Here is an 18,742-nt window from a genome sequence, read left to right on the forward strand (position 1 = left end):
TTTCGTTACTAGGAAGGAATTGAAATCTATCTATGTCTTTGAAATTAAACGTTCCCACTCTTAGCAATTCACAAGAAGCACAAAAACTGACTGAGGCTATTGCCACAGTAGACCCAACTGCCAAGGTAGAAGTAGATGTAGAATCCAAAACTGTCACAGTAGATTCACCCGATTCTAATAAACCAGTTGCTTCTGAGGAGTCAATTAAACAAGCCATTACTGCCACTGGACATTCCCTTAAAGAATAACAAAACATAGCTTTTCCCCAAATCTGGAAAAGCTATGCTTTATGAGAAATTAAAATTTCCTCAAAACATCGCCTCTAGCAGTTTCAACCCTATCTGCTTATTCAAAGATTCATTATCTTGCGGACAAGAATGTAGATAAAGACATCTGGGACAACCAGCTTCACAATTGCAATTACGAGATAGAGATGCTGCACTTTGAGCAAACTTTTCCAACTGGTGAAACACTGCTTCGCTGCATCCATTACCATCAGCTACAGCATCATAAAAATAGCCAACTGTTTCTATTGATTCCGTCACCAAATAATTCAAATCCAAACTCGAACTCAGAATCACCAATGGCACAGCGAAGATAATTTGATGTCCGATACTATGTAGTGCAATTCTGGTGGGAGATGCCGTCCATAATGGTGCATAAACTGCGGGAACTTCTGGTAATTCTCGCTGAATTTTAGATTGCAAATGCTGCACCTCTCGTGCCATAATACTAGCACCTGCTGCATTAATTCGTACTTGAACCATAGGTGCTTTGTATTGACTACAGTATGGTTCATCAAAAGTTACCTCATCAACTACTGTCACTAGTTCAATCCTTTTAAGCTTAATGCCACAACCCGGACAGAACTTACCAGATAATGGTTGATGATAATAACTACAACCATTGCGGGTACAAGTTAGTTCATATTGTTTGACACACAACCTATATCCTGCCACTAATGATTTGATTTCTCCCCAACCCAAAGTTAATTTCAGTTCTCCATCTGGAAGAGAAAGCTTAACTGTTTTTGGTTCCGCCAAAGCTTCAATTAATTTCACTTCTTGTTCGGTTTCAGCAATCGTGAAAGTGGGAGAATTGGGTTCAATAGGAATCAGGATAGCACGGCGTTGTTCCAGATTTAATTCCCTGGATTTGTACTTAACTATTTGACCGTCACTACTTTGACTGCTATAAATTGCACCAGGGAACACTTCTCGATAAGCAATATCAAGATTGGTTTCCTCAAACTCTTCTCCCGTACTGCTATCAATCAACTTAATCGTAGCCGCAGCCTGACCGCGTAAATTAATATCTTTATGTGGATATCCACGTCCCCAAAGTTGCCTATTACGGCTAACATAAAGTTGATTTTGGCTCATTAAAGCCGAAGCAATCGCACCTGCTTTCTCGCCAAAATAATCATCAAGTCGATGCAAAGGAATGCCACTTTCTACTGCTGCTGCCAGCAAATGTTTACCCAATAATACTGGATAATTTGGATTAAATTCACTTGATTCCGCCGCACCATGTAGTAACAAATTGGGATTCGTGCTGTAATAGTTATCAAGAGGATTGGTAGCCACAGGCAAGAAGATAACCAAACCGGGATTATTTCCTCGACCTGCTCGACCGATTCGTTGACGAAAGGACATCAAAGAACCAGGCCACCCACGTACTAAACACCAATCCAAAGAAGGTAAATCAATGCCTGCTTCTAAGCTGCTAGTTGAAAGAATGGCTTTAATGCGACCTGCCTTTACTTGTTCAATAATCTCATGACGACGCTCGTTTTTGAGGGAACCGTAGAATATCGCCACCGCCTCTGCCAAATGCGGACATCCCTGACGCATCGCCTCCTGCTGGATAAGCGATAGCAGATTCTTCACAGCCGAACGGTTATTGCAAAAGCAAATCCCAGATAATTCCTGCTGTAGGAGATACAAGATAACTTTAGCAGCATCAGGATTAGCTGTACTGCTCGGTTTGAGGCAAACTATCGTGCGTCCGGCATTTTTAGCACCATTCTTTTCAATCAACTGTAACCGTTCTGGAGTCGCTTCCCGTCCCGAAAACCGCAGTGCCATCTGACTGGGATTGCCGATAGTCGCTGAAGAAAACACCCATTGCAAGCGGCTGGAGTTCCCACCAACAGTATCCACTGCCAGCCGCAGTCGTCGCATCAAGTTAACAAAGTTAGCAGCAAATCCTGCTTGATATGTGTGAGATTCATCCACAACTACGTAGCGCAACCGTCGCAAGAAAGCACGGAATCCCTCACCATCTTTTGCTCTCACCGCATAAAGCTGATAATGTAGTAGGTCAGGACTAACTCCTAAAATCTGGGGAGGTTCTGGTACGAACAGGCGCTTGCGTTCCAACATGGATATATCGCCAGTCATTATCCCAACTTTGACTGTAGCATTGGATGGTAACAGGGCAACTAGCGATCGTAATTTGCTTATTTGGTCAGCAGCCAAAGCTTTAAGCGGATACAGATATAATGCAGTAGCATTACTTGTAAGACAAGATTCCAGAATCGGAATATTAAAACACCAAGTTTTTCCACTAGCTGTTGGTGTCAAAATACAGATATCTTTCCCCTGACGTATCGCTTGTAATGATTCTAATTGATGGGAATAAATTTGCTCGATTCCTACAGCTTTTAATGAATTAGAAAGCGCAATTGGTAAATCATCTGGAATAGGATGCAGCGTACCATCAATAGGGGGAATCGTTTCTGTATAAGCAATAGTTTCTGCTAATCCCAAACCAATTTCTTCAAAGCCTGCACCCAATAATGGTTGTGCTGATTCTGAAGCTTGTCTTAATTCTTGAGATGCGATTGCTGATACCCAGTTCAAAGAAGTTGGTTGATTTTCTTTTCTGAAATTAGCGACTAATTGACTACCAATAATTCCGACAACTTCTCCTAGTCCATGTTTAGTAGAATAAATTGATTTCCCGGTTGCCAACCAATCTGGGGGATGGAGATGCTCTTTACTTGCTTTTATCAATGCAGCATAGTTGGGGATTGAATTGGAATTCATGAAGACAAAATCCTAGCTGAATATTTCTCCCTCCTGATGCCGTTAGGCAGAAATATTATGAAAAAGCCTAGAATTTTTTGTTTATAAAAGAGTTAGTTGCAAATGCTTATATTGGGGTGTTTTTTGTTTCAACCATTGCATTTGATACCCAATTCCTAAACCTGCTAGTGGTGCGCGAGTTGTGTAGAGTTTACCAGGTAGTGATAGCAACTGCGGAATCACAAATTCTCGATATCTTTTCCCACCAATAAATACAATTTCAGCACCTTTAGGATGAGCGACTCCTGCCAATTGTTCTACAACCATTTTTGACCACTGACAACGTTCAGCAATAGGTTTCCCTTTCAACGTTTCATCATAAGGTTCTAAAATACTGTCAGGATGAACGATACCATGACGAGCGGAAAGAGCATACCAATTCGCACCTGTCATTTCTGCATATCGCAGTGCTGTTTTCCACCAAGGACTGTTGTACAATTCGGCAGCAGGTGCTGCTGAAGATTGTTTACCATTGACGCAACTAATCAACGTTATGCTGCGTTTTGTCACCATATTACGTTGAGCCGCAATATATTGTCCTAAGTTATGAGCAATAAGTGCTAATGTTGATAATCTCGTTCCTGATATACGCGAATCTAAACCTTCTTTTCGCAAGCGAACGCATACTGGACAATAACACAAAGGCGCTGCAATTTCTTCACCTATTCGAGCAACTCGATGGCGTTTTATAGTACAACCAACTGTTTCATAAATTTCGCCTTGAATGGCTTCTAACTGATAAGTTCTCCCATCAAAAGAATCGATTCCTAATTCATTCCAAGTAGCAGCATAAGCAGGCGATGACAATCCTAAAACGTGCAATTGACAATCAGAAGGTAGCGATTTTCTGATTTCTTTCACCACTGTTTGACAGTATTTGCTATTAGATGCCAGCGGTACAAGTCCACCAATGCCAATGCAGCGATATCCTATTTTGTAAAGCCATCGTGCATATTCAATTCGTTCTTCGACTGACAATCCGTGACAGACTGCCATTGGAATAATGCCTGATGCTAATTCTTGTTTTGCTAATTCCAGAAAGTTAACTGCATTTTCTTGATTGAATTTTCGGCGGAATTTTAAATTGCTTCCCGGTAATAATAAATGGTCGGGAGCGCAGATAGTATCACCAGCATTAGCAATTAATTTAGCTTGATTGATTACCCAAGATGGGTTAACTTGTTCGCCTCTGATGTAAGGAATTTCTGCTTTTCTGTAACTGATTGCACCGCAGTCAATCAACAATGGAGCATTGGGAATTATTTTAGAGCGACGTGCTAAAGATACCACCCATCCGCTAGGTTTGAGATATTCTTCTAGAAAATCCCAAATAGTTGTTTTTTGGGTGATATTTATATAATCTTTTTCCCCAACATTAGCAAAAAACCTACTCATAATTAATAGTAGTGCGCGAATTGTTCGCACACTACTGCCGTGAGGCAACTTCTACATTAATTGGGTAGCGACTAAACGCCGAAAATGCGTTCAGCTATTAACTCTACCCTTTTTTCTTTAAATCCTTCGGCACGTTCAACAGTATTAGTTGAAAGTCGTCCGCTGATAATGTATTGTCTGCCAATTTCTAGATTATACAATTGCTCTGTCAAACTCTCCCCCCAGGTAATTATTTTAATCTCTGATGGCGGTGAAGGTTGGGATTTTTCATGATGGTGCGGACTGTAAAATTCGCCAACGCTTTGTCCAGTTTTATCACCATTAGCCGTATAACGAACTTCTGGTAATTCGCTGATTGTCAATGCTAAAGTGCAGTTATTCATGGTTAAATAAATTCCGGGTAATCAAGTATTAAAAGGCATCATTGTCTGAAGCGTTATCTGCGTGCTTGCCACCAAGTAAGTAGATTTTATCGGCTTTAATTACTGGTTTGGAACGAGAGCAATCATTGTGTTCGTCTATCCAAGTTTCTATTTTTAGATAGCCACTAATGCCAAATAAATCACCTTTACGCAGATAATTAGCTGCAATTTCTGCTGCTTTGTTCCACAATTCTATGGTGAACCAGTCGGGATTACTGTTTTTACTAGGTCGGCGTACTGCCATTGAAATTGTTGTCTTGATACTACCTGATTCAAAGTATTTTACTTCCGGTTGAGTACCTGCTCTTCCCACTAAGTTAACAGAATTAAGAGTGAGATTTGGGGCTGGGATTTCTGTTGCTTCTTCAAGCAGTTTGTTGGTGTCAATAGTTGTAGTCATAACTTGCTTTGTAAACATCATTATTCTTTCGCCGTCAGGCGATATTTACAAGCAGTATTTAGGCAATATTTCTTAGACAATTAGGATATAATAATTTGCTGTATAAATGGTACAATTAACCCTAGATTTCAATTGCAGCAATGGCGAGATTACCTGAAGAAATTATTACAACTGTCCTAGCTTTACAACGACAGTTATTAGAACGTCTTAATGAGTTGACTGCCACTGAATTTTTAATTGAACAACATTTTGGTGAAACTAATGAAACAATTGATTACTTTACCTTCCTTCAAAATGCTAAGGAACGAACAGATACATACTATTCCCGTTTTTATATTACACTTCGTCGGATTTATGAGTCGCAACCTGCTGCCTCTCGCGATACACTGGAGTTACTAACCAAGTCCATTGATGAAGCTGAAGCAATACTTGCTGCTACAGAAGCTACAATTAGAGAAATTAGGAGAGATTTTGAATTGCCATGAGTAATCAACCTAAAATTCCTGATGCCCAAACCAGAGCGCGTCATATTGCTAATTTACAAGAAATCTGCCAGCGTTGGGATACTTTAATTGCTGGTTTAGATGAACTTGATGCTCGCTTAGATGCCGAGTTTCAAAATAGTCCAATGGCTGCTTTTTATAAAAGAAGGGCACAACGTTTTGCTACGCAGCAACAGGAATCTAGTTCTCAAACTTAGCTTTCTGCTTAATAATAAATTTAATGTAATATCCTTCTCGAACTCTTCTGATAAGGAAACTGGAGAAAGGTATAACACATCCCATAGTTAAATATGACAAATAATATGAATTTATGACTACAACCAATAGTTTTGCAATTCTCGCACCCGTTCCAGAAATCCACCTGATTTCGGGACAAGAAGCGCTCGCTCAACTTAGCAACGAGCCAAATAATGAAATAGTTAAACTTGCTTTTGGTAGTATGGCTTTTGAAGTGTTTCGTCAAATCGATGAATTACGGAAATCGCAATCAGTAGAAGTATTTATTTATGCCAGCGATTCCACAGCCGACCAACCTCTACACACGCAAGCATCGTGGCATGGTGTTTATATCGGTCATGTCCCTTCTCGTAATGGTCGGTATCCGGGAAATAAAAAGTTTCGCCCGCCTTCTACTTTAACTGATAAGCCAACCTGGGCTGTATTTTGGGAAGTGCAAGAATTAGAATCTTTGGAGAAACCTATTGAAATTGCTTCTTTTAAAGGCTTACATAAAAAATCTCATTATTCATCTCGATTTATCCCGGAAGGGCCTCTTTTGATTGAATACGACCATTAACTAGTTTTTCTTGAGAGGGGAACACTCTTGCGCTAGCAGTCAGCCCGATCGCTATGGCGATCACCTGATGATTGCAGATTACCATTGCTTCTTGCTTCATGGCATATTTTCAAATCGTTCAGCGCTTCAGGATGGCTAGCCACAAGAGTTTTATTGCTAAACTAATCGGTTCAGTTTAGCTATTTTGGGAATTCTCCAACGGTATTTGGATCTGCTCAATGCCCAATAGATTGCACAACAACCGATTTACAAAAGTAAGAGTGTAAAAATCAGTGTTTCTCCGGTTCTTCTTAATGTGGGTACTGTGTGAAATACCGAGTTTTTTCGGACTCAAACTTATATATAGAAATTGTAATCTATTTAAAGGAGAGAACTTAAAACCTAGACTGCATTAAACGGAATACTCGCACGAGATAGGCGAGCGAAAAGGAAAATTTTCGGTGGCGTATTTAGTGGAGCGACGATTTTCCGGTCTTGTTTGGAGGGACAGAGAGTGAGCTATGTACTGAAAACGCTCCGGGGAAAATATGCCTGAGCGATTACTACATCTAAATGAGATCCGCAACACAGAGAGCCCGGAACAAGTCGCCTCACTATTTCAAAGGCTTGGCTACAATGCCACTTGCCTAAGTTTGAATGTTGAAGATTTGGAACTGCCAAATCGAAGCCAAAAAGCTGTTCATAAGGTTTACTTAATTGCTAACCAAGGAGATGCAGAGTTACAGGTTTTTCTGTTTGAACTATATCCATTAGAGTGGACTTCGCTTGGTGCTGTAACTCATCGAATGTGGGCGATCGCCAACAGTCTGTGTAAGCGCCCTTCCCTTTTTTTGTTGTTAGCCACAAAAGACTACAGGCAGCTAATGCTCGTCAGTCCTCACAAAAGTTTTGATGAGCAAATGAATTTGAAGGTCAGTATTCACAAGTGTCTAATTAACATTGCTGACCCTAGTTATCGTGACTTGAACCGATTAGAAAAAATTGCCGATCTGAAGCTTGACCCCCAAACACTTCACCGCATTCAGTACGAAGCACTCAGGTTTGGGGAATACCAGAAACAGTTTGAAACAAAGGATTCAGTTCGCCTATACTTGCAAGAAATCGGTCGCATTAGGCTGTTGAAGACATCACAAGAGATTGCTTTTGCTCGCCAAGTCGCAAAGTTAGAAGAGTTAGAACTTCTCAGAAAGCAACTACAACAGCAGCTTCAGCGAAATCCCCAGGATGAAGAGTTAGCGTCAGCATCTGGTATATCCCCATTAACATTGCGCGAACGCTTAGCTAGTGGTCGATATGCCAAAAACAAGCTAATAGAAGCCAATCTGCGATTAGTAGTTTCAATTGCCAAGAAGTACACAAATCGAGGAGTTGACCTCTTAGATTTGATCCAAGAAGGAAATTTGGGATTAATTCGAGCGGTTGAAAAATTTGATTACACAAAAGGTTATAAATTATCAACCTATGCAACTTGGTGGATTAGGCAGGGTATAAAACGAGCACTTGATAACCAATCTCGCACCATTCGCTTACCCGTTTATCTCTGGGAGAAAATTTCCTTAGTTAAGAAAACAACCAAGCAGCTTTCTGAAGAAATGGGTCGTAGTCCCAAACAAATAGAAATCGCCGCTCACTTGGAAATTACAGACGAAAACCTACAAGCTATCGTTAAATATGCTCTGCCTATCACTTCCTTAGATACACCGATTGGTGGAGAAGAAGACACCACATTAGGAGATTGGATTGAATTTGATGGAGAAACACCGGAAGAACATATCATCAAAACTCTGTTGCAGGAAGAATTAGAAAGTCTTTTAGAAATACTCAGCCCTCGCGAACGCCAAATTTTAGAGATGCGATATGGTCTGGACGACGGACGTGAGAAGACCTTAGCAGAAATTGGGCAGCACTTTAATCTGACCCGCGAACGAATTCGTCAAGTTATCTCTAAAACCTTAAGTAAATTACGCGATTGTCAGCCTCCAAAAACTATCGAGCAGCAAATTATTACTCAAAAGATTGCTCATTCCTTTACAAAACAACCTTTGATTTTATCGAATTCCTTAAGAAACAAAGCCAATGAAAAAGAAACAAACCTAAATCATCTCTCTGATAGAAAAACTGACCACGACACCACTGATGAGAAAGAAATCAACTTGAGTAAAATAATTAAAACTATGGAATGCAATTCAACAGATTTACTAGGACAACTTGCTGCTTTAGAAGAAGTATTTTCTCAACTAAGCATAAAACTCTCAACGGCGGCTTCTGAGTTACAAACTCCTGGTATTCCACTATCCAAAGATTTGGTTTTAAAACTTGAGGAAGCCCAGAAAAATTTTGTGGACTTGCGAGATAGAGTAGTGATAGTGGCTGAAAAGTCGATGATCTCACCCATTCCTACACCCGCTCAACTTGTTTCTCTTCGCACTCTGGAATCTTTGCTGCAATCGGTTGTAGAGGTGGAGAGTAAGCAATCAAAAATTGAGCAACTCCGCTCACAAGCTTTGAAAGCTCTGGAGCAGATTTTGGCGCTCGCCCATCGCACAGAGAGCGATTTTCAGCCATTACTGGAGTGTCAGACAAAAGCCCGCGAACTCTACCAAACCATTCAGGAATCACAGGCATCTGATTTACCTCCAGATACCCAAAGTTTAGCTGAAGGCAATCATTCATTTTCAAATTTACTGACACTAATTTCAGACTGGGAAGAAGATGACGACGAGCGTTTAGCAGACCTTCAGGATGCTGTAGCCAAATCATTTGGCAGAACTTTAGCTATGGCAGCAGTAAGAGGAAAACTGATTATTCAAGAAGAATCTCCACAACAATTACCTTCATTTTCAACCTTAAATGGTGATGGGGTACTAAGACAGATCGATCGTACCAAACTAGAAACATTAAATCAGGAACCAGAAATCATAAAACAACCAATTTTGACACAAGTAGAACCAGAGATTGCACCATCTAGCAATCAAGTTATGGTAGACTTTCAGCCTAGCAAAACATTAACCACAACTTCCCAAACTAAGACTCAGGAAGAAATTGTAACTTCGTCGTTACCAAAACTTGAAACTAGCCAGAATACCCTTCACCAAGAACAGATAGAGGAAGACATACAGCCCCAGTCTCAGTTAACATCAAGCGACGCAAAGCAACAAAAAACTGTATCTGTTAACAGTGAGATTAGCGAAGAATACCCACTAGCCCTTCGCCACCGAATTTGGCAATTAATTGGGGAAAATAAACTTAGCCTTGCATATCATTTAGCAGATTGCCTAGAAACCCTATATCCTAATTTTCAGGCACACTTACCCTCAGTAATAATTCAGGCTGTTATTTTGGGTCGTCATGTGCGCTATGACATTGGAATTGGGGAAATTGCCAACACTCTCAAGAATGTTTTTGCTCACCCAATTAATAATTGTTTCGTTGATGGAGAAAGTGAGTGGAACCAAGCAGTTAGTTTGCTTTTAGCTACCGCAGCACTGCGCCCAGCTTTATTAGCGCCAAATACTAATGCTTCGCAAATTCTCTACTCACTACGATTGGGAGAAGGTCTTAATCAACTTTATGAATATTGCCAAATCATCGCCAAATATGGAAACCAAGGTTTTGCTTTAGATACAACAGCTATCAAAACAGTAAGAAGTCAGACAGCATGGGAAGCCGATTTAGTTTCTTTACGCCAGCAAGTTGAAGCTTGGTGGTCTCAAGCTCAACTTCTATATATACATTACGAAACAGCTAAATTAGTTTGGATTGAGTGGTTTAAGCCCAATCAAATTATTTATTCTCTGCTATTTCCTGTTAGGCAGAATGATTTAAGTAAGCTAGATATTGCAAAACAATATGTCGAGCGATTGTCTAATGAAACTCAGATTAACGAAGAAGTTAAGCGTACACAGCGCGAAATGGGTCTTTTACGGGGTAGTAGTGATGCTATTACTGGTAGAACCCTAAGTCGAATTCGCCAACAAGTTCGTGAAGCAGTTAATTTCGTGCGTCAGTGGATTGAACTTCAGGAATCACGCCAGGACAAGAGCAATAGTTATACTCATAATCAAGCTCAACGATTGCAAAAAGATTTAGCAAGTCTTCACCAAGTTGTATTACAAGAACTAAATTCTGTTGATGATAAAAACGCTTCTTTATTGGTAAAGGCGGGAATATCTCGTTGCCGAACAGCAGTAGAAGACATTTGCAGTCTCTTTGAACCCAATGCAATCTTACCAACAGTAGAACCTGGTTTAAAATATCTCCTCCATGCAGAATTGCTCAAGATTCCTTTACTACCGATGAGCTCTGATTGGCAGCCAGAAATCAAAAACAAAAACTTATTTCTTAATCAATTTATTGATTTTTTTAATCAGAATTATTGGAATTGGGAACAAGCTTTTCAGACCCGGAGTTCTAATAAAGACCACGAGGCTACTGGTCGAATTATTGAGTATCTTCAAGCCTACCCAGATCCGTCCATTGATATTGATAAACTTGAGCAGCAGCGAAAAATCGATATCCAGAAATGTCGAGAAGAATTAAATATTGCAGTTCAAGACACTAGAAAATTACTAGAAGATAATGTGGCTTTGGGTTTGCTTAGAGAAACTGAGCGATTAGATTATGCCTCGCAGATTGAAAGAATAGAACGTGGTAGAGCAAAAACTCTGAGATTTTTAGAAAATATTTCGCATCTACAAGCTATCCGTGATGCGATTAATGCCCAACGCTTGAAAGAAATCGATGAAACTAGAAAAAAATTAATTCAGGAAATAGGGGAAAAACATCCTGCTTATGCTCGAATCAGCAGTTTATTAGATAAAGGTGATGTCCTGACTGCAAATGAATATATAGATATGGTGCAGCAAGGACGACAAATACCCGAACCCGAAAATAGGAGAGATGTCTTCAAAGAATTCTTTAAGGAAAAGTACACTTCCATAGAAAATGTACTTGAATCTGCTGACCGGAATCCTAACAAGCGCCGTGAGCTAATCAATGAAATTTCTCAGCGTAATAATATTGGACAATTACAGATGCGACAGGTGCCAGGTGCTCAGGCAAAACAAGCATCTCAAATGCTCGATACCTGGTTTGCGGTTAAGGGAAGGAAGCAAGCAATTACTGAAAAAGATGTGAGTTCAATTCTTAGTAGCCTTGGTTTTAACAAGGAAAAGTTTGCTATTCAAAAAGTTGGTAACTATACCTGGATTGACTTTATTACCGAGCTAATTCAAGACAAGAAGCGTTGTCCTGTACCTGCTTTTGGTTCAGAGGCAAAAGGGCATTACCGTATCCTCTGTGTATGGGATAGACCGTCAGAAGAAGATATTCTCAATGCGATTGGCGATACTTCTCATAGTTCTCCAGTTCTTGTGTTCCATTTTGGACGGATGACAGAAAAAAGACGCAGAGACCTTGCTCGATTGTGTCGAGATCGTCGCCGCAGATTTGTCGTTATCGATGATGCTGTCATCTTCTATCTCTGTGGAGAAAGAGGCGCACGACTACCTATCTTATTCGAGTGTACTTTGCCCTTCACTTTTTTAGAACCTTATACAACCACTTCCGGGTTTGTTCCCCCAGAAATGTTTTATGGGCGCGAACGAGAAAGAGACTCAATTATTGCTCTTACAGGGTCTTGTTTTATTTATGGGGGAAGGCAGCTAGGTAAAACGGTCTTGTTACGTTCTGTTGAGCGCGATTTTCACTCACCAAAAGAAGGAAAAATTGCATTGTGGCTAGACCTAAAAGCTGAAGCAATTGGTTACGATAGAGATATTGATGAGATTTGGAATTTACTGGCAACTGAGTTTAAGCGTCTGGCAATTATTCCTGATACTAAATCTAACCGTTTCAAGCCGGAGGAACTGTTAAAGCAAATCGAAAATTGGCTTGAGCAGGATGAAAAGCGCCGTATCCTTCTATTGTTAGATGAATCAGATAGATTTCTCGAAGCAGATGGCAAAAAACGCACAGAAGGCAATGATGAGAAGGGAGAGTTTATTCGTTCTGCTCGTTTGAAAGGATTAATGGACAGAACAAATCGCCGTTTTAAGGTAGTATTTGCTGGCTTACACAACGTCCAGCGGACTACTAAGCTAGAGAACCATCCTTTAGCTCACTTGGGAGAACCCATTTGCATTGGCCCATTACTAAATAATGGCGAAATGCGCGAAGCAAGAGCCTTAATTGAACGCCCATTTGCCAGCATTGGCTACCGCTTTGAATCTCTTGATTTGGTAACACGAATTCTCTCGCAGACTAACTATTATCCCAGCCTAATCCAACTTTATTGTCAACAATTGCTCAAGCACGTTACCAACCCTGACGTTGTTAATTTTGATACTAGAAGCAGTCCACCTTACGTAATTACGTCTCAACAAGTTGATGATGCTTATAACAATCAAGACCTCCGCAAAGCTATCCGCGATCGCTTTATGTGGACGCTGCAACTGGATCGGCGCTATGAAGCGATCGCTTACGCCATTGCCTATGGCTCTATAGAAAGTGAAAACGGCATGGTGGATGGGTTTAGCGTGTTTTGGATTCGCAATGAAGTACTGACATGGTGGTATGAGGGTTTCCGAGGCTTGTCATCAGATGAAATTCAGGTGCTGCTGGAAGAAATGGTCGGACTAGGCGTTTTACGGATCACCAGTACTGGTGGTTTCACGTTGAGAAGTCCCAACGTATTACTACTGATGGGAACTCCAGAAGAAATTGAAGCAGCACTTTTGCAACCGCGTGAAGTACCAATAGAATACGAGCCTGCTACATTTCGTTCAGCTATTGGTGTAAAAGACGACTCTAGGCGAAGTCCTTTAACAGCCCAGCAAGAAGCAAAACTTTTGCTTCCAGAAAACGGAGCCTCCATTATATTTGGTTCTCTAGCGGCTGGACTTGATGACTTGAAGCTTTATCTAAAATCAGTTCTGAGTAAGAAACAGGAATTTTTCTCCTATTATTGGGAAGACATTTTATCTAAAAATGATTTTTCTCAAAACTTGAAAGAGCGAATTCGTAATCGCCAAAAAGAAGGTCTAACAATCATTTTTGTGTCGGCTTCTTGTCCTTGGAATCAGCACTGGGTTGATGAAGCCATTGACGCACTTGGCAGATTGAGAGCAAAAAATTCCTTCGTGCGGGTGGTTTTTGTTGCTGACCCTCTAAAGGCGTGGCAGTTAATCAGCAAGACTAACACAGAATTTAATTCTATTAACAAACTGACCGCTTTGAATTTAAAACCTTGGCACGATGCAGCCCTACGACAATGGCTACAAGATTGTAATTTACCCAGCGATAAAGATAGCCGAGAAAAAATTACCGCCGTGACCGGAAATTGGTCAACGCTCCTGCACCGTTTCTATCAAAATTGCCAAGCTGATATACATCACTGGGAGCTTTATTTAGAAAAGATCGAAGATTCATTATCTGATTACCAGGAGGCACGCGATATAACCGAGTTAGAGTTAGGAATTTTTCAGTATGAACAACAGAACGTATTACGAGTTTTAGCCCAATTTGAATCATGTTATCCTGATGGCAAAGTATCAGTTAATGATTTAGTTGATTATCTCGATAACCTCCAGCCTGAAACAATTAACAAAGTTCTAAAATGGGCAGATATACTCAACTTTGCCAGTCCTGTAGGCAATAAAAACGGTCAGGAATACTGGCGCATCGATCCCTTAGTTGGTCGTATCCTAGAAGCTATTGAAGATTAATATCCAATAGCTTCAACCTGATGGCAATCTGGACAATTATTGCTGTAGCTTTCTGGGGGATTGTCCTGTATTTGTAGCTGAACTAATTCAAAAATAAAGGTTTGTAAATTATGGCTCTCCCAGATTACATAGATAATAATCAACATACGCTGGAAGATGTTTTACGCTCGCTGATTTTGGATGAAAGTCAAACAAACCTAGATATCGCTACTGGATTTTTTCGGATCGAAGCATGGGCGAGGTTAGAACAAGAACTCAATACAGTAACTAGCCTACGCTTGTTAATTGGTCGCGACCCAACTATTCGACCAGCAGAAAGCGATCGCATCGATCTAATCCGATACTTCCGCCGCGACATTCAGCAGCAACTAGAAACAGAAAATTTTAAGCTGAAATACAAGCAGCAGATTGACCGTTTAATTGCCTATCTACAGCAAGACCATATCCAGATCAGACTCTATGGAATCGTTGGTGATGCTATTCAGTTTCTTCACGCTAAAGCTTACATTTTTGACAACTACAGCATCATTGGCTCTAGCAATTTCACTCCGGCTGGATTGAGTGGTAATACCGAGTTAAACGTCTTGAATAAAACAAAATACGTTGCTCAAGACCTTCGCCATAATTGGTTTGAAAAATTTTGGAATGATAAAAGTGTTGATAAAAACTACAAAGTCAAACTAATTGATGCGCTAAATGCCTCTAAGTTTGGCAGCAAACCTTACACCCCCTACCAGGTATTTTTGAAAGCACTTTATGAACTATTCAAAGAAGATACCTTAGCAGAAGGAAGCGTTCGCACCAGCCTAGAACTGGCTAGTTTCCAACAGGAAGGGTTCGAGCGAGCAGTTAGGTTATTGGAGCGTCACCGGGGTTGTATAGTCGCAGATGCCGTAGGTTTGGGTAAGACTTATATAGGGTTGCGGGTACTTGACCACTACCTTATTAAGGACAAGCGTCCCGGTTATGTGCCTCGTGCGCTGGTGATATGCCCAGCCCAGTTGCGGGATTTGGTATGGCTGAAAAAGCTGGATGAATTTGGAATTAAAGCTGATGTGATTTCCCAAGAAGAAATTAGCCGGACAACCTTTGACACTCGTCGCTACAACAAGCATGACATTATTGTAGTGGATGAATCCCACAACTTTCGTAATAGTGCAACAAACCGATACCGAAATCTCCAAAAATTGATTGGCAGCGGTCAGCGTAATAAACGAGTACTGCTATTAACCGCCACCCCTATTAATACCAGCATTTATGACCTTTACCATCAAATTTTTTTGCTGGCACGTAACACGGAGACATATTACCGAGAGTGGGGAATCCCCCATCTCAAAACTTACTTTAAAGCTTTAGCCAAAGGAGGAGCAGAAATTACTGAACTTCTGCTGCAAACTATAGTAAGGCGCTCTCGTCAAGATGTTATTAAGCGACAGCTAGCAGGAGAAGAAATTTACATTGCTGGTCAAAAGATTCGGTTTCCTAAACGCTCTCTTAAGCAGTTTACCTATAATTTTGAAGCTAGTTTTCAAGGACTTTATGTAGGAATTTCTAATCAAATTGACCAATTGCACCTAGCACCATACAACATCAAAGCTTTTAAACAGCGGAAAACCAAGAAAGATGAAGATGAGGTCAAGTGTAATGATGCTCTTGTTGCCTTGATGAAGTCGCTATATCTAAAGCGGTTAGAAAGTTCGGTGATTGCCTTTAGAAACAGCATCCGCAATCAAAGGAATTTTCAAGAGCAGTTTTATATGTTGTTACAACAAGGTAAATTGCTAGACAGTAATAATTTCCGTAAAATTATTGCGGCTGAAATAGATGAAGAGGAGAGCAGTTCAGTAGAGCAGTTGATTCAGTCTTTGGATAAAATTGACCCAAACGACTACCAAATTGACCAGTTGTGCTCGCAGATTCAATCAGATCTTAATATCCTTAATGGCATTTTGAATAAACTAGACAAAATTCAGAATGATGTAGAATTAGGACGCGACTACGACCGCAAGCTAGCAACATTCAAACAACTGCTAGTTACTGAACTAAAAGGTCAAAAAATTTTGGTTTTCAGCTATTTCAAAGATACAACAGATTATCTGTACAACCAACTGCTCTTAGATGAAGACTGGTTGAAGAAGATGGCAATAAACGAGCGTCAGCCTAAAATTGACAAAATCACTGGTGAAACTCCTGGTAAACAAAGAGAGGAAAAAGTTAAGCGCTTTGCACCTAAAGCTAACTGTGAGAATGAATCCGAACAGCAGAATCTCCTAAGTCAGGAAATTGACATTCTTATCTGCACTGACGTTCTATCTGAGGGCCAAAACTTACAAGATGCAGGCGTTTTAGTTAACTATGACCTGCACTGGAACCCGGTACGAATGATTCAACGTGCTGGTAGAATTGACCGTTTGGGTACTAACTATGAGGAACTGTTTATTTATAACTGCTTTCCAGAAGAAGGTTTGGAGGCGTTGCTGGGACTAGTGGCGCGATTGCAGGCACGAATTGCCATGATTGATAAGGAAGTAGGATTGGATGCTAGCGTTTTAGGAGAAATTATTTCAGAGAAATCGTTGGAAGAATTATATCGGCTTAAGAAAGCAATTACCGATGCAGATAAAGAAGCAATTTTAGAGGAACTTGAGCAAGCTGCCGATTTGGTATCCCTTGATGAAATGCGTTTGCCTTTATTGGAATTTTTCAAGCAAGAGGGGGAAGAAGCAGCTGAGGAAATTCCACTCGGTATTCACAGTACGCGCTATCTCTCTATTCCTGAATTTGAAACAGGAGGAATTTTTCTGGCGTTTCGTGCCAAAGATAAACACTTTTGGCACTTTTACCCCCGTGTAAATGGTGTGATTTCGATAGACTCTAATAAACTAACCAGCGACAAGCGCAAAATCTTCAACTGGCTCAAGTGTAAAGCTGAGAACTTCCCACATCCTGAACAGCTACTACCAGTGAAATTTGATAACAGCATTTTTGATGTTCTGGATAAGGCTATAAGTAACTTGATGACTTACTTTAAAAAGCAACGAACTAGCAGGCAATTAAAGCCTCAATTGACCAAGCTTTTACAAAAAGTTTACCACGCCTTAACACAAATTAGCTTAAGCCAAGAGGAACCAATATATAAAGAAGCTAAAGAACGGGTTTTAAAAGTGATTACCACAATTAACCTTCGGATCTATGAGCGCGACATTAAGGCAATCTGGGAGAAATACGTTTTATCCAAAGACTTAAATGCCCTCGTTTCTGAACTAGATGAGTTGTTCGTTGAACAAGACCAATACTACGAGCTTGACGAAGAAGAATTAGACCCATTAGAGATGATTAAGGAAGAAGATATTCAGCTTGTTTGTTACCAATGGTTTAACCTTGAATAGCCGAAATGGTTGGTTTTGTTTTACCGACCTTTATACGGAACATTAAGTAAATCAACAGCTCGCAGTTTTGCTGCTTCCCCACGCCTATCATATTTAGACGTAACGCTAGGAGAAGAGTGACCTGCTAGTTGAGATACCGTGACAATATCTGCTCCCGCATCTAACAAATCGCTAATAAATGTTCTTCGCAAATCGTGCGGTGAAAAAGCCGCCACTCCTGCTTTCTTTCCTCGTCGTTGCAAAGCCACGGTAATACCTTGTTCGCTCATCCGTTTCACAATCATCCGCTTTGCTTTATCTAACGGATATAGTAGCGCCCCTGGTGCTAGACCGCGAACCGCAATCCAATCCTGAATTGCCGCACACCCTGCTACTGGTAAATAAACAATTCGGTCTTTTTCTCCCTTAGCGCCGCGCACTTTCAGCGATCGCGCACGAGAGTTAAAATCACAAAGCTCTAAACTTACCACCTCGCTACGCCGCAATCCCACCATCAAAATTGCCAACATCGCCGCATCTCGGATGCCCAGATGGGTAGGGTCGTTAGTACAAGCACTCATCAGTGCTGCTATTTCTTCAGGACTTAACGCTCGTCCGCGCAGCAATCGCTTTCCTTTAACTGATTGCACATCGGCAGCTTGCTCGTAATCTTGCACGCTCATCAATCCCAATCGACGAGCTTCCTTTAACGTGCGTCGCAAAGCACATAGCATCTTATTTGCCATTGCTGGACTGTACTTTTCCATCAATACTGCTCGTACCGCCGCCGTATGTTGATAGCGCAACGCTGCCCAATCGAGCGTTCTAGCATCGCAACTGCCATTGGTTAATAGCGTTGCGATCGCGTTGAGTGCTTCCCTCATGGTGCGCCGCGAACCCACACCCAACGAAGCCAGATACACTTCTGCTGGGTGCTTCGTCAAAGGCAGAGGCGTTACTAACGCTAAGTTAGATGGGTCAGGTAAACAAGTCAGGATATCGTTCGTCACAGATGGTGTTGCCTACGCACTATCTTTATCGTCTA

The 18,742-nt window shown here is 40.8% G+C and carries 11 protein-coding genes; 6 read left to right on the forward strand and 5 right to left on the reverse strand.

What is annotated here, in order from left to right:
* Positions 1–32: 32 nt before the first annotated feature.
* Complete coding sequence (locus tag IQ264_RS04745; protein WP_193979123.1) at positions 33–248, forward strand: heavy-metal-associated domain-containing protein; 216 nt, start codon at positions 33–35, stop codon at positions 246–248.
* A gap of 60 nt (positions 249–308) precedes the next feature.
* Here IQ264_RS04745 and IQ264_RS04750 read toward each other — a convergent pair whose 3' ends face one another.
* The 4 genes from IQ264_RS04750 to ssb form a co-directional block, all read right to left on the reverse strand.
* Entirely contained in the window at positions 309–3,050 is a 2,742-nt protein-coding gene (locus tag IQ264_RS04750) for a DEAD/DEAH box helicase (RefSeq protein ID WP_193979125.1), read from the reverse strand.
* A gap of 81 nt (positions 3,051–3,131) precedes the next feature.
* Positions 3,132–4,484: a DUF6884 domain-containing protein gene (locus IQ264_RS04755; RefSeq protein ID WP_193979127.1), complete on the reverse strand. Its 1,353-nt coding sequence runs from the start codon at positions 4,482–4,484 to the stop codon at positions 3,132–3,134.
* A gap of 71 nt (positions 4,485–4,555) precedes the next feature.
* On the reverse strand, positions 4,556–4,867 hold the full coding sequence (locus IQ264_RS04760) for a single-stranded DNA-binding protein (protein ID WP_193979129.1): 312 nt from the start codon (positions 4,865–4,867) through the stop codon (positions 4,556–4,558).
* A gap of 28 nt (positions 4,868–4,895) precedes the next feature.
* A complete protein-coding gene (gene ssb / locus IQ264_RS04765) occupies positions 4,896–5,327 on the reverse strand; it encodes a single-stranded DNA-binding protein (RefSeq protein WP_228061290.1) in 432 nt (143 codons plus the stop codon).
* A gap of 119 nt (positions 5,328–5,446) precedes the next feature.
* On the opposite strand from ssb, the gene IQ264_RS04770 reads away from it, so the two are divergent.
* From IQ264_RS04770 to IQ264_RS04790, 5 genes are all read left to right on the forward strand, one after another.
* On the forward strand, positions 5,447–5,791 hold the full coding sequence (locus IQ264_RS04770; protein WP_193979131.1) for a hypothetical protein: 345 nt from the start codon (positions 5,447–5,449) through the stop codon (positions 5,789–5,791).
* On the forward strand, positions 5,788–6,006 hold the full coding sequence (locus tag IQ264_RS04775) for a hypothetical protein (RefSeq protein WP_193979133.1): 219 nt from the start codon (positions 5,788–5,790) through the stop codon (positions 6,004–6,006). Before IQ264_RS04770 ends, IQ264_RS04775 begins: the two co-directional genes overlap by 4 nt.
* Before the next feature lie 113 nt (positions 6,007–6,119).
* Positions 6,120–6,605 carry a hypothetical protein gene (locus IQ264_RS04780; protein WP_193979135.1) on the forward strand — a complete coding sequence of 162 codons (486 nt, stop codon included), beginning with the start codon at positions 6,120–6,122 and terminating at the stop codon, positions 6,603–6,605.
* A gap of 527 nt (positions 6,606–7,132) precedes the next feature.
* On the forward strand, positions 7,133–14,329 hold the full coding sequence (locus IQ264_RS04785; RefSeq protein WP_228061296.1) for a sigma-70 family RNA polymerase sigma factor: 7,197 nt from the start codon (positions 7,133–7,135) through the stop codon (positions 14,327–14,329).
* Positions 14,330–14,439: 110 nt separating this feature from the next.
* Positions 14,440–17,718 carry a helicase-related protein gene (locus IQ264_RS04790; protein ID WP_193979137.1) on the forward strand — a complete coding sequence of 1,093 codons (3,279 nt, stop codon included), beginning with the start codon at positions 14,440–14,442 and terminating at the stop codon, positions 17,716–17,718.
* A gap of 20 nt (positions 17,719–17,738) precedes the next feature.
* Here the strand turns inward: IQ264_RS04790 and IQ264_RS04795 are convergent, their stop codons facing one another.
* Positions 17,739–18,707, reverse strand: coding sequence for a tyrosine-type recombinase/integrase (locus tag IQ264_RS04795; protein WP_193979139.1), 969 nt, complete (start codon positions 18,705–18,707; stop codon positions 17,739–17,741).
* Positions 18,708–18,742 lie beyond the last annotated feature (35 nt).

The organism is [Phormidium] sp. LEGE 05292 (assembly GCF_015207735.1).
Lineage (GTDB): Bacteria > Cyanobacteriota > Cyanobacteriia > Cyanobacteriales > Aerosakkonemataceae > Floridanema.

Excerpts from the sequence above, each read along its gene's own strand:
- IQ264_RS04750 (WP_193979125.1), bottom strand. The coding sequence starts at position 3,050 with ATGAATTCCAATTCAATCCCCAACTATGCTGCATTGATAAAAGCAAGT.
- IQ264_RS04780 (WP_193979135.1), top strand. The coding sequence starts at position 6,120 with ATGACTACAACCAATAGTTTTGCAATTCTCGCACCCGTTCCAGAAATC.
- IQ264_RS04770 (WP_193979131.1), top strand. The coding sequence starts at position 5,447 with ATGGCGAGATTACCTGAAGAAATTATTACAACTGTCCTAGCTTTACAA.
- IQ264_RS04785 (WP_228061296.1), top strand. The coding sequence starts at position 7,133 with ATGCCTGAGCGATTACTACATCTAAATGAGATCCGCAACACAGAGAGC.
- IQ264_RS04775 (WP_193979133.1), top strand. The coding sequence starts at position 5,788 with ATGAGTAATCAACCTAAAATTCCTGATGCCCAAACCAGAGCGCGTCAT.
- IQ264_RS04755 (WP_193979127.1), bottom strand. The coding sequence starts at position 4,484 with ATGAGTAGGTTTTTTGCTAATGTTGGGGAAAAAGATTATATAAATATC.
- IQ264_RS04790 (WP_193979137.1), top strand. The coding sequence starts at position 14,440 with ATGGCTCTCCCAGATTACATAGATAATAATCAACATACGCTGGAAGAT.
- IQ264_RS04745 (WP_193979123.1), top strand. The coding sequence starts at position 33 with ATGTCTTTGAAATTAAACGTTCCCACTCTTAGCAATTCACAAGAAGCA.
- ssb (WP_228061290.1), bottom strand. The coding sequence starts at position 5,327 with ATGATGTTTACAAAGCAAGTTATGACTACAACTATTGACACCAACAAA.
- IQ264_RS04760 (WP_193979129.1), bottom strand. The coding sequence starts at position 4,867 with ATGAATAACTGCACTTTAGCATTGACAATCAGCGAATTACCAGAAGTT.